We start from the raw sequence: 12589 nt of genomic DNA, 5'->3' as shown, positions 1-12589 counted from the left end.
ACCGGCTTTTAGGGGGTTTGGTGCCGGATTGCCTGTTTCGTGGTCAATTGATGCGCTGCAAAACGGTCGGTTCCGCCGAACCCGTATGGACACGGCTGCCCTGCGCGCGGGGGATCGATCGACCGCCTCTCAATAGGTCACGGAGAGATACTCGACGATCTTGCCGACGTCCGCTTGGTCGATCGGCGCGCCGTAGACCTTGATCATCTTGGTCACCTCGGCCTGCCAGAAGTCCTTCTTGAACTTCTCGCCCTGCGGCTGGGTCTTGACGTAGTCAGCCGAGTGGCAGCCGGTGCAATTGCTCTGCACCATTTCGAGGTTGGGGCCCGGCTTGAATGCCGCGGTTTCCTCGGGAAGCGTGTAGTTGACGGGCGCCGCCATCGTAGCCCCGATCGACAGCATCGCGATCGCGGCGAGGAAGGCAAGCAGCTTGCTGGTCATGATGCTTCTCCTCACGCCGCGGTGACACGCACGGTTTCGACGACGTTGCGCAGATAGCCGGCCGGATTCCACAGCGGATCCATCGGCTGGGTGTCGCCGGCATTGTTGGTGGCGCGCACTTTCAGCTCCGAGGGGCCGGCCGCGAGTTTCACGGGCAGCTTCCATTCACGGAACGCGTATTTGCCGAGGTCCTTGCCGAGCTTGGCCGATGTCCAGCTGTTGCCGCCGTCGGTCGAGACCATGACCTCCTTGATACCCTTGCCGCCGTCGAAGGCAATCCCGCGCAGCATGGTGCGGCCGGCCTTGACCTTGGCGCCGTCGGCTACGCTGGTGATGAACGAGCGTACCGTGAAACGGTTGATCGGGATCGTCGCCTTCGGCGCCGTGCCGGGCTCGACCGCGTTGTTTGGCGTGTCCGGTATCCGGTAGGCGGACTTCATCCAGAAGCCGTCGAACACGCTGTCGATCACGGTGATCTCGTTGAGGTGCTTGACCCAATAGGTGCCGTAATAGCCGGGCACCACGAGGCGGAGCGGGAAGCCGTTGAGGAACGGCAGATCCTCGCCGTTCATGCCCCAGGCCAGCATCACCTCGCCGTCGCGCGCATGGTCGATGTCGAGCGCCTTCACGAAGTCGGGCGTCGTCTCCATCACAGGCCCGTCCATGCCGTTGAAGGTGACCTGCTTGGCGCCGGCCTGCACGCCGGCCATGTCGAGCACGGTTTTCAGCGACACACCGTGCCAGCGCGCGCAGCCCATCGCGCCGTTGCCGAGCTGGCCGCCGGCGACGCGCGGATTGAAGAAGCCGCGGCTGTTGCCGGAGCATTGGTTGACGGCGACGAGCTCGGTGGCCTTCAGCTTGCGGATATCCTTCAGCGACAGCTTCAGCGGCTTGTCGACCTTGCCCTTGATCTCGAGCGTGAACTTGTCCGGATCGAGGTCGTAGGGGATGCCGGCAAGGTGATAACGGACGAAGAACGCATTGTTCGGCGTCAGCGGACCGTCGTTGAAGATCGCAAACGGCGTTTCCAGCTGCGGCGGCCGGCTGGTCAGGCCGATCATCGGGCGCTTCTGCGGGTAGCGCACCAGCGGCCGCTCGCCATTGCCGAACGGCAGCGTCACGGTGTCGAGCGCCAACGCGCCCCTTGATCCCAGCCCCGCCGCCAGCGCGGCCAAACCGGCGCGCTTCATCAAGTCTCGTCGATCGAGCATTCCGCTTGCTCCGAAGCTGTTTTGTCCCCGGCCGGTCATCACCAGGCCCGGATTGCCTTGCTTACCTTTGCGCGCCTTCACATCATGGACTGCGCGCGGCGACAAATGTCGCACCTGACAACTCCGAGTCAATTGAGCTTTCGCCGTGCTTACCGGCGTTGCGTCGCAACAACGAAAAGCCCCGATCGCATCAGGCGACCGGGGCATTTCGATTCCAGCTGGTCGGGTCGATCAGTAGCAGACGTTCACGGTGCGATAGCGATAACCGTAGGGCGTCAGCACCAGGCGGGTGACGTAGCAGCCGGAATCGACGAAGCCGACCGAGATGCCGGGGCCACCCCAGAAGTGGTGATGGTAGGGATGCCACAAGAACGGCTTGGCGGAGGCCGCAGTCGGCGCCAGCGCGGCGGCGGCAAGCGTTGCGGCGGTAGCGAGAGCAAGCGTGACTTTGCGAAGCATGGTCGTCTCCTTCAGATGCGCGTTGAACGCTGTCGCGGCGCGGTTGCAGTGTTACCCATCGCCAGTCAGTCGCGTCCGGCACCGGGCACGTTCGAGCATCGCCGCTGAACGCGCGTTCGGATGTGCGGAAAGTCACACTCGGAGTGGAAGCGATGGAGCCGGTCAGGCGGCGACGGCGCGGCGGTCGTCGACCAGCGCGGACAGCACGCGCGTCGTCTCGACCGTTCGCACCGTCATCGGCTCGTTGCGGCCGCGGATCGCGACCTCCTGCGCCGGCAGGGCATCGTCGGCGAGGCCCGCGGTAACACGCACCTCGTCGGAGATCACAGCCTCGCAGGCCAGCGCTTTCGTCATGTCCTGCAGCCTTGCCGCGACGTTGACGGCATCGCCGAGCGCGGTGAACACCATATGGTCGCGATAGCCGATATCGCCAACGATCACCTCACCGCCATGGATGCCGATGCCGAAGCGGATCGGCTCGCGCAGATCGTGGCTGAGGAACTGGTTCAGCTCGTCGATATTGGCCGAGATCAGCGCCGCCGCGCGCAGCGCCTGGCGGCAGGCCTCGTGCCGCTCGGTGCTGAGCCCGAACAGCGCCAGCATGCCGTCGCCGATGAACTGGTTGGGCCGCCCGCCGGCTTCCAGCACCGCCTGCGACACCGCGCCGAGGAAGCGGTTGACGATGAACACGGTGTCGAACGGCAGCCGCTTCTCGGCAAGCTGGGTCGAGCCGCGCATGTCGACGAACATGCTGACGAGATAACGCTCCTGGCCGACCCGTGTCGGATTGGCGGCGTTCGCCGACATCGTGCTCGGCAGGAACAGCTGGAAGAACGTCAGGTCGCAGGTCGGCCGCAGCTGACAGGCGAGCCGGATCGACGGATCGTCGGTGCCGACCCGGTGCAGCACGAAGGCCTCGCGCGGCGATGGCTCGGGCAAGGCGGCGTGATCGCCGATGATGCGGATGCGGCAGGTCGAGCAGCGCGCCCGGCCGCCGCAGACGCTGGCATGCGGCACGTTGTAGCGCAGGCTCGCTTCCAGCACGCTCAGCCCTTTCGGCACCCGCAGCGTGCGGCCGTTGCCGTAGGACAGCGCGATCATGCCGCCGCGGCGCTCCAGCAGCGCACGCGCGCCGCGCGCCAGCAGCACGAGGCCGAGCAGGCCGACATAGCCGATCGACAGCCCACCGGTGATCTTCTCGAGCATGGCCCCCTGCGCGGCCGTGCCGAGTTTCTGCACCGACAGCTCCTCGCGCCGCCAGTCGGGATCCTGATAGTCGGCCATGGTGGCGCGGCCGGCCTGATAGATGCCGAGCATGGCCAGCGTCGGGATCAGCACGGCGCCGGCAAGCAGGAACGGCGCGGCGCGCTTGAAGAATGTGCGCAGCCGCAGCCAGAAATACAGGCCGATGCAGCCATGCACCCAGGCGATGACAAGCACCGCCAGCATCAGCCACAGCCGGACCGGCGAGGCGATGAAGAACGTGTACAGCTCCTGCGGGTAGAGCTTCTCGTGCCCGTACAGAGTCTGGCCCAGCCGCACGCCGACGATGTGCACGATGATCAGCATCGGGATGCTGAGGCCGAGCACCAGCTGCAGCGGCTCGATCGCCTTCCAGTGGAACTCGCGGCGCTGATAGAGCGCCCAGATGCCGAGCGCGGTGTGCACCAGGCAGGCGGTGTAGAACACGATCGCGACCGGCAGGAACTGCCAGAACTCGGTGTGGTAGTGCACCCCGATCGCCATCGCCTCGGTCGAGATATTGCCGAGCGCGTGGTTGAGGAAATGGCTGATCAGGTAGGCGAACATGATCGCCCCCGTGACCAGCCGGACCTGCCGCAGGCCGACGCCGCGGGCCAAATCCTGGAGATCCTGCAGGTGCTCGCGCGAGGGAGAGGCCATGTGATTCATGATCGGCAAGTCTAGTGCTTAATTCCCGCGCTGAACACCACCGCGGGGCCGGTCGCACGCATGAGCGGGCCGTGCCGAATGTTGACACTCCGTTAAGAGTCGAACAAAAAGCGCGCCGTGACGATAGCCCCTCCCGATAACATCCGCGTCAAGCCGGCCCGTTCGCGCGCGCCGGACTGGCGTGGCGTCATTGCCGTGATCGTTGCGATGACCGTGATGCGGCTGATCTATGCCCACGCGCTGGATCTGCGCACCGACGAGGCCTATTACTGGACCTGGTCGAAGGAGAACGTGCTGTCCTTCCTCGACCATCCCCCGATGGTCGCCTGGTTCATCCGCTTCGGCACCGCCGTTCTCGGCGACTCCAATCTCGGTGTCCGGCTCGGTGGCATCGTGGCGATGCTGGCGACCCAGCTGCTGCTCGCCGACATCGTCCGCCGCGTCACGTCGAACAATGTCCGCGCCGTGATGCTGGCGCTGCTGCTGCCGGAGGCGGCGCTGTACTACGGGCTGCTGATGGCCAAGGTCGCGCCCGACACGGCGCTGATCCCGTTTTCGGTGGCGATGCTGTGGTCGCTGGTGCGGCTCGCGCAGAGCAACGACGGACGCTGGTGGCTCGCCGCGGGGCTGTTCGCCGGGCTGGCGCTGCTGTCGAAATTCACCACGATCATGTTCGCGCCGGCGGTGCTCGCCTTCGCGCTGCTGCCGGACTGGCGCCGGCGCTGGCTGCGCAGCCCGTATCCGTATCTCGCCGCGCTGATCGCGATCATCGTGTTCTCGCCGGTGCTGATCTGGAATGCCGAGCACGACTGGGCCTCGTTCCGCTTCCAGGCGGTGCGCGCCACCGCCGAGCGCGATCTCACCTTGCGTACCCTCGGCGAGTTCATCGGCATGCAGTTCGGCCTGGTCGGCTTCGTGCTGCTACCGGTGACGCTGTTCGCAACAGTGCTGACCGCATGGCGCGGCTATCGCAAGCGCGAGCCGGTCGCGATCCTGCTCGCGACCGCGGTGCTGGTGCCGTTTGGCTACTTCCTCTGGAAGTCGCTGACGCTCCGGGTCGGCGACACCTGGCCGATGTTTCTGTGGCCGGCGGGCTTTGCCGCGGTCGCCATCAATGTCACGCGGATGCCGTTCGAGGGCTGGTCCGTCGGGCTCGTCAAATCGACGGTGTATTGGGCAAGGACTGCGATTTCGACCGGCATCGTGTTCGTCGTCTGCGTCTTCCTCTACTACATGTTCGCGCCGTGGAATCTGATCGGTCGTACCGATCCGATCGGCACCGAAGCGGGCTACGACAAGGTGGCGGCGCGCACGCTGGCGCAAGTGCAGGCCGCCGGCGCGACCTGGGTCGCGACCACGGATTACCGCACCTATGCGATGCTGCGCTGGTTGCTGCACGGGAAGGTGCCGGTGATCGAGGTCAACGAGCGCGGCCGCTTCCAGGGCTTTGCCGATCCCGGCATGGACAAGATCCGCGATCACATCGGCATCTATGTCGGACGCGAACCCGAGAACAATCTGCCGCTATGGAGCGAGACATCAGCGGTGCGGCAGCCGCTGGAGCGCGTGACGCGGAGCTGGCGTGGCATGGTGATGGACACCTATGCGCTGGAGAAGGTCACCGGCTGGACTCCCGATCTATCGCCGCCGCCGGACACCACCTTCTTCCGCTGGCGCGTGCTGGCGATGCATCTTCCTTCTCCCCTGGCCAGGACGGACAGAAACGTGCACCCGTCTCTCACCCCGTCATCCTGAGGTGCGAGCGGAGCGAGCCTCGAAGGATCGACGGCCACCAGCCGGGCCGTGCATCCTTCGAGACGCCGCTTCGCGGCTCCTCAGGATGACGGTACGTGTAGCCGCGGGCGATGTGCTTGCGGAGAGAGACCACTTGCCCAAGCGAGTTCGTGGCGGACAGCTGGGCCGCCCTTTCGCACAACGGGAGAGGGCGCAATAGCGAGCGCCGTCGTGCTCTCGAAGAAGCCCCTGCTACTCCTCTTCCTCGCGCTTGCGGATCAGGTCTTTTGCCAGATCGGTCAGCGCGGGGCGCGGCAGGGCATTGAACGGCAGCGGGCGGGTGACGTCGATCGCGGCGAGGCCGAGGCGGGCGGTCAGCAGGCCGTTGAGCATGCCTTCGCCGAGCCGCTGCGAGAGCTTTGCCGCGATGCCGTGGCCGAGCATCTGCTGGATCAGGCTGTCGCTCGCGGCCATGCCGCCGGTGATCGCCAGATGCGCGATGACGTGACGTAGCAGGCGGATCATGCCGAGCGCGCCGGGCCGGCCCCCATAGAGCCGGGCCAGCTGCCGGATCATCCGCAGGCTCGCCACGAACACGAACAGCACGTCGAACAGCGCACGCGGGCTAACCGCGGTGACGACCGAGACGCGCTGTGCGGCTGACGACACCAGCCGCCGCGCCTCGTCGTCGAGCGGTGTCATCAGCTCGCGCTCGGCGAGGCGGATCATGTCGGCGCCGTCAATGATATCATCGGTGTGGCTCTGCAACGCGCTGCGGGCGCGGGCGAGCTGCGGGGTTTGGTGCGCGAGCTTGAGCAGGTCGGCGACAACAGCCCGGCTCGCGGCGCGGTCGTCGCTGATCAGCACCTCGCTAGCGCGCAGATGCAGCTTCTCGATGGTCGCAAGCCGCGCCAGGCCGACCAGTTCGCGAGTGGTGACGACGGCCAGCGCCACCGCCGCGATGACGGCGAGCGCCAGCCCGAGGACACCGAGGCCTTCGTTGCGCGCGAACAGATCCTCGACCAGGTTGAGGACGCCGAGCCCGGTACCGAGCACCACGAGGCCGGCGACGGCGCTCCAGAACAGCGTGCCCCAGCGGAAGCCGCGCCGCGCCGGCAGCAGCGGCGTGTCTGTCGGCACCGGCAATTGTGCCGGTTCGGCCTCGCGCACGATCTGGATCGTGCCGCGGGTGAGGCGGCCGGATTCGTCCGGATCCATCACGACCACGCTGGGATCGTCGAGCTTGAACGTCGCCGGCCGCCGCGGGGGCGTCTTCTCGTTCATTGCAGTCTGTCTCCGATCAGGAACTGGAGGGCGCGGTCAAGGCGGATGTGAGGCAGCGCCGGCTCCGCGTCGCCGTTCCGTTCCAGCTTCGGCGGGCGAAAGCGCAGGAAACGATAATCGGCCGCCTCGGCGTCTGAACTGGAGAGGCCGCGGAAGCCGCCATTGAACAGCTCCTCCGGATTGTCGGGCAGGTCGCCGGGAAAGGTCGCGACCTCGGTCTCGCCGTCGAGCCGCTCGCCGTTGGCGACCTCGCCGAGGGCCGGGGTGCCGATGATCGACGGCAGCCGGTCGCGGCCGCGTGCGACCTGCGCTTCGCGCGTGGCGCGCACCGCGGCGAGCGCCACCACGTCGATGCCGGCGCCGGCATATTCGGCACGCTCGGCGGCTTTCGCCACGATCCGCCGCAGCACGGCTTCGAGGCGGTCGTGGCTCTGATGGTGCAGATGGTCGGCCTTGGTCGCCGCGAACAGGATGCGGTCGATGCGCGGCCGGAACAGCGCGCTCAGGATCGTGCTGCGGCCGATCCGGAAGCAGTCGAGGATGCCGGCGAGCGCGGCCTCGAGGTCGTGCAACGCCTCAGGGCCGGCGTTGAATGCGGCGAGCGCATCGGCCAGCACGATCTGGCGATCGAGCCGCGCGAAGTGGTCGCGGAAGAACGGCCGCACCACGACGGCCTTGTAGGCCTCGTAACGCCGCCGCATCATTGCCCACAGCGAGCCGTCCGGCGCGCTGCCGTCGATGGGCACGTCGAGCGGCGCAAAGGTCAGCGCCGGCGTGTTGGCGAGGTTGCCCGGCATCAGGAAACGGCCGGGCGGCAGCAGGCTCATCGCAAAACATTCGTCGCGGCAGGCGCGCAGATAGTCGGTGAACAGCTTTGCTTCGGCGAGCGCGGCCTGCTCGTCCTCTTTGTCTTCGGGCTTCAGCGTCGCGAGATGCGCGTGCCATGGCGCGGCGAGCTTGGCGCGCAGCGGCTCGCGCGACAGCGCAAGGCTCTCCGCCGACCATTGCTCGTAGCTCTTGTTGAGCAGCGGCAGGTCGAGCAGCCACTCGCCGGGATAGTCGACGATGTCGAGGGTCAGTTTGCGGTCCGCGCCATTTTGCCGCTGATACTCGATGACCAGGCGGAGCTCCGAGATGTCGCTGGTCGAGCTCGGCCATGTCAGCTCCTCGATCAGGGTGCGGACATGGTTCTCATAGGCAAAGCGCGGCACCGCATCGTCCGGCTGCGGGGCGAGATAGGCGCGCGCGATCCGCCCCGAGGCGTAGGCCTCGAACACCGGGAAGCGGCCGCCGCGGGTCAGGCCGTGCACCAGCGCGGTGATGAATACCGTCTTGCCGGCCCGCGACAGGCCGGTGACGCCGAGCCGCAGCGTCGGGTTGAACAAACCCCCGCCATAGTCGCGCAGCGCCCGCGCCGAGAGACGGGCTTCCTCGACGATATCTCGAAACCTGGGGGGCATGGAGGGTAGACGAAAGACCCGGCAAGAGGAGCCAAAAGAGGCGGAGATCACCCCGCAAGGTGGCGATTATCGGGCCAAAATCAAGCTTCACATTTCCGGCGCCTTTGCAGGCGAGGGATTGAACGCGTCACGATCCCCGCGCTACCCATATTCTATCGGCACACAGGAAAGCCTGCATGACGGTCTTTCGCCTGAAGCAACTCGCCTCGAGCTCGATCCACGCGGCCGGCGCCGCACTGCGGAACTACGATCGTGCCGAGCTGATTGCCGACGGCGTCGTTCATCTCGTCGGCGTCGCTTTCGGGCTGGTGGCCGCCACTGCGCTGATCGTGCTGACCGCGGTCTATGCCGGCCCGTTCGACGTTGTCGTGGTGTCGGTCTATGTCGCCGGCCTGCTCGCGATGCTGACGCTGTCGGCGACCTATAACCTTTGGCCGGTGTCGCGCGCCAAATGGATGCTGCGGCGCTTCGATCACTCCGCGATCTATCTCTTGATCGCCGCGACCTATACGCCGTTCATCGTGGAACTGAAGGAAAGCTATTTTGCGATCGCGCTGCTGGTCGGTGTGTGGTGCGTCGCGATCGTCGGGATCTGGCTCAAGCTGCGTTATCCCGGCCGTTTCGACCGGCTCGCGGTCGGGCTTTACCTCGCGATGGGCTGGAGCGGCGTCATGCTCTACGACCGCGTCGTCAAGGCGCTGCCGGCGATGGCGCTCGGCTTCGTGCTGGCCGGCGGCATTCTCTACAGCCTCGGCGTGATCTTCCACTCCTGGCGCCGGCTCCGCTTCCAGAACGCGATCTGGCACTGCTTCGTGTTGTGTGGAGCCGCCTGCCACTATACCGCGGTGTTCGACATCGTGCTGGCGAGCTGAAGTTCTCGCCATCTGCGGTGGATGGGCTATCATGTTCTCGATAGGCCCATTCAGCCCCTCACCGTCACCCTGAGGAGCCGCGTAGCGGCGTCTCGAAGGGTCGACGGCCACCAGCCGGGCCGTGCATCCTTCGAGACGCGCGGAGCCTGTCATCGGGCCGCGCTTCGCGCGGACCCGGTGGCGCTCCTCAGGATGACGGGAGGCGCAGGGTTGGGTGAGCAATCGATAGTGTGCAAGCAAAGATATCGGGAGGATGGCCATGCAGGTGGCAGGTAAAGTGGTGGTGGTCACCGGCGGTGGCAATGGCATCGGCAAGGCGCTGTGCGAGGTATTCCACGCCGCCGGCGCATCCAAGGTCGTGGTGGTCGACCTCGATCATGCCGCGGCCGAGAAGGTCGCGGCCTCGGTCGGCGGCGCCGCTTTCAAATGCGATGTCGGGCAGGAGAAGAACGTCCTGCATGTGATCGAGGAGACCGAGCGCATGTTCGGCCCGATCGCGCTGTTCTGCTCCAATGCCGGCATCGGCGGCGGCTTCGATCCGCTGTCGAAAAACGCCGGTGGCACCTCGGACGAGCCGTGGTCGCGCAGCTGGGCGATCCATGTGATGGCGCATGTCTATGCCGCGCGGCATCTGGTGCCGCGCATGAAGGCGCGCGGCGAAGGCTACTTCCTCAACACGATCTCGGCGGCCGGTCTGCTGTCGCAGGTCGGCAGCCCGGCCTATTCGACCACCAAGCACGCCGCGGTCGGCTTTGCTGAAAACCTCGCGATCTCGCACCGCGCCGACAACATCAAGGTCTCGATCCTCTGCCCGCAGGGCGTCGACACCAACATGCTGCGCTCGATCCCGAAGGGTCCGCAATCCGGCGATGGCGACCTCACCGCCGAGCAGGTCGCGCAGGATGCGCTGAAGGGCATCGAGCAGGAGACCTTCCTGATCCTGCCGCACCCGCAGGTGCTCGGCTACATGCGCAAGAAGACCGAGAACTACGACCGCTGGATCGGCGGCATGGCCAAGATCCAGGCCAAGATGCGCGAGGCTTACGGGAAGTGAGCCTGTAGCCCGGATGGAGCGCAGCGGGTCGAACGTCGTGGCGTGAATCCCGGATCTCGCTGCGCTCCATCCGGGCTAAAGATTGATCGCGCAACTCGTCGCGACGTGAGGTGGGCACGCCCGTCAGGCTCCCTCCCCCCTTGCGGGGGAGGGTGGGGAGAGGGGTAGCCCCGGGCGAGATCATCGCCGCAAACCTTGCTATCGCAATTCCAGTCGCGCGCCCGTCCAGGCACAGCGAGAGAGCACCCGCGTGGCACCCCTCTCCCTAACCTTCCCCCGCAAGGGGCGAGGGAACCCTTCCACCGGTGGTCTCCTCACTGCCAATGCTGGAGTCCGCCACCTGATCGACGCGATCCTCATCCCTTCTGCGTGTAGAGCAGCGGCACCGCCGAATCGACCATCACCTCGATCAGGCTCGTGCCCTGATGCGACAGCGCGCGCTGGTAGGCGCCCGGAAGCTCGGCTGATTTCGTCACCCGCACCGCGTCGCAGCCCATGCCTTCGGCGAGCTTGACGAAATCGATACCGGGCAAATCGAGGCCCGGCACGTTGCGCACCTGCATCACCTGGCTGAACGAGCGCATCGCGCCGTAGCCGGAATTGTTCATCACGACGACGGTCAGCGGCAGCTTGCGCTGCGCAGCCGTCCATAGCGCCTGGATCGAATACATCGCCGAGCCGTCGCCGATCAGGCAGACCGTGCGTCCCTGGTGGCGGCCGAGCGCCATGCCGACCGCGGCCGGCAGGCTGTAGCCGAGGCCGCCGCTCGCCATGGTGTAGAAGCTGTCCTGGCCGCGCATCGGCATCGCCTTCTGCATCAGCGGGCGATGCGACGGCACTTCCTCGACCAGCGTATCATGCGGGCCCATCGCGGCCGAGAGCGCGTGCAGCGCGTATTCGGCCGGGATCGGGTCGCCAGCCGCGGGCGCCGGCGGCAGGATGCGGCCGGCCGGTGCGGTGCGCTTCGTCTCCGGCAGCAGTTCGAGCAGCGCCGTCAGCGCCGGCTTCATCGTCGCGACGATGCTGTGGCCGGTCGGCGTCATCGCGGCGGCATCGGGATCGTCGGTGATCTGGAAGATCGCGGTCGCGCCGTCGAAGATCGCGGCGTGGCCCTCGACATGGAAGGTAAACACGGGTGCGCCCACCACGACGACAAGGTCGTGCTCGCGCAGCGCATCGGAAAGCTGGCTAGGGGCGGCATGCAGGAAGCCGGCGAATTGCGGATGGCGTTCCGGAAACGAGCAGCGCGCCGAGAACGGACTGGCCCAGACCGCAGCCTTGGTCTTCTCGGCGACGTCAACCATGAGATCGACGGCTTGCGCGCGATCGACGGCGGGGCCGACAACGAGGGCAGGGCGCTTGGCCTCGCCAAGCGCGGCCACCAGCGCCTGCATCGCGGCCGCATCCGGGCCGATTTCGCGGCTGACCTGGCGCGCGTCGAGCGGCTGTGTCGCATGTCCCCAGTCGTCGATCGGCACCGAGACAAAGGTCGGCCCGCAGGGCGGCTGCATCGCGACGTAATAGGCGCGCGCGATCGCGGCTGGAACGTCTTCGGCGCGCGCTGGCTCGACCGCGAACTTCACGTAAGGCCGCGGAAACTCCGAGGCGCGCTCGGCATAGAGGAAGGCCTGCAGCGGCATGATCGAGCGCGCCTGCTGGCCCGCGGTGATCACCAGCGGGGTCTGGTTGCGATAGGCGTTGTAGATGTTGCCGAGCGCGTTGCCGACGCCGGCGGCCGAATGCAGATTGACGAAGCCAGCATTGCGGGTCGCCAGCGCATAGCCGTCGGCCATACCGACCACGGAAGCCTCCTGCAGGCCGAGCACGTAATCGATGTCGTCGGGCCAGTCGCTCAGGAACGGCAGCTCGGTCGAGCCGGGATTGCCGAACACGCGTCTGATGCCCCACGCGCGCAGCAGGCCGAAGGTGGCGTCCTTGACGGTGACGGTCTTGCCTTTGGCGGCGGGTTTGCGCGACGACATCGGGCGGCTCCCATTTCTGTCTTGTTTGGTTCCGTCATTGCGGGCAGCAAGTGCGGCCAGGCAATCCACCTGTCGATGGATTGCCTGGCGATGTCAAGCCGCCCGTCCATGGTTGCCGCGGCAACGGCTGAAAGGATGCTCAGCCCGCTAACCCACGTCATCCTGAGATGCGAGCGAAGCG

At 66.6% G+C, this 12589-nt stretch carries 10 protein-coding genes; 3 read left to right on the top strand and 7 right to left on the bottom strand.

Going from position 1 to position 12589, the window contains the following annotated elements:
• Positions 1 to 129 precede the first annotated feature (129 nt).
• The 4 genes from sorB to ACVIW0_RS31105 form a co-directional block, all read right to left on the bottom strand.
• Positions 130 to 441 (bottom strand): SorB family sulfite dehydrogenase c-type cytochrome subunit, encoded by a 312-nt coding sequence (gene sorB / locus ACVIW0_RS31120; protein WP_461355831.1) that lies wholly within the window; start codon positions 439 to 441, stop codon positions 130 to 132.
• An 11-nt stretch (positions 442 to 452) separates the two neighbouring features.
• A complete protein-coding gene (gene sorA, locus ACVIW0_RS31115) occupies positions 453 to 1652 on the bottom strand; it encodes a SorA family sulfite dehydrogenase catalytic subunit (RefSeq protein WP_461355830.1) in 1200 nt (399 codons plus the stop codon).
• 231 nt (positions 1653 to 1883) lie between these two features.
• Positions 1884 to 2111 (bottom strand): hypothetical protein, encoded by a 228-nt coding sequence (locus tag ACVIW0_RS31110; protein WP_461355829.1) that lies wholly within the window; start codon positions 2109 to 2111, stop codon positions 1884 to 1886.
• 162 nt (positions 2112 to 2273) lie between these two features.
• Positions 2274 to 4022: an adenylate/guanylate cyclase domain-containing protein gene (locus ACVIW0_RS31105; protein ID WP_461355828.1), complete on the bottom strand. Its 1749-nt coding sequence runs from the start codon at positions 4020 to 4022 to the stop codon at positions 2274 to 2276.
• 207 nt (positions 4023 to 4229) lie between these two features.
• Here ACVIW0_RS31105 and ACVIW0_RS31100 point away from each other — a divergent pair, with 207 nt between their 5' ends.
• The gene (locus ACVIW0_RS31100; RefSeq protein ID WP_461357478.1) at positions 4230 to 5777 is read left to right on the top strand and encodes a glycosyltransferase family 39 protein; all 1548 of its coding nucleotides are present in this window, start codon (positions 4230 to 4232) and stop codon (positions 5775 to 5777) included.
• Positions 5778 to 6008: 231 nt separating this feature from the next.
• On the opposite strand, the gene ACVIW0_RS31095 is transcribed toward ACVIW0_RS31100, so the two are convergent.
• Complete coding sequence (locus ACVIW0_RS31095; RefSeq protein ID WP_461355827.1) at positions 6009 to 7040, bottom strand: YcjF family protein; 1032 nt, start codon at positions 7038 to 7040, stop codon at positions 6009 to 6011.
• The gene (locus ACVIW0_RS31090; protein ID WP_461355826.1) at positions 7037 to 8500 is read right to left on the bottom strand and encodes a YcjX family GTP-binding protein; all 1464 of its coding nucleotides are present in this window, start codon (positions 8498 to 8500) and stop codon (positions 7037 to 7039) included. Before ACVIW0_RS31090 ends, ACVIW0_RS31095 begins: the two co-directional genes overlap by 4 nt.
• Positions 8501 to 8676: 176 nt before the next feature.
• Here ACVIW0_RS31090 and trhA point away from each other — a divergent pair, with 176 nt between their 5' ends.
• Both trhA and ACVIW0_RS31080 read left to right on the top strand, forming a co-directional pair.
• A complete protein-coding gene (gene trhA / locus ACVIW0_RS31085; RefSeq protein ID WP_461355825.1) occupies positions 8677 to 9372 on the top strand; it encodes a PAQR family membrane homeostasis protein TrhA in 696 nt (231 codons plus the stop codon).
• A gap of 259 nt (positions 9373 to 9631) precedes the next feature.
• Positions 9632 to 10426: an SDR family oxidoreductase gene (locus tag ACVIW0_RS31080; RefSeq protein ID WP_461355824.1), complete on the top strand. Its 795-nt coding sequence runs from the start codon at positions 9632 to 9634 to the stop codon at positions 10424 to 10426.
• A 356-nt stretch (positions 10427 to 10782) separates the two neighbouring features.
• On the opposite strand, the gene mdlC is transcribed toward ACVIW0_RS31080, so the two are convergent.
• Positions 10783 to 12408: a benzoylformate decarboxylase gene (gene mdlC / locus ACVIW0_RS31075; RefSeq protein ID WP_461355823.1), complete on the bottom strand. Its 1626-nt coding sequence runs from the start codon at positions 12406 to 12408 to the stop codon at positions 10783 to 10785.
• Positions 12409 to 12589: the final 181 nt, after the last annotated feature.

It is taken from the genome of Bradyrhizobium sp. USDA 4454, assembly GCF_054822705.1.
Note: the sequence above shows the minus strand (reverse complement) of the source record. Positions and strands in the feature narration are given on the sequence as shown.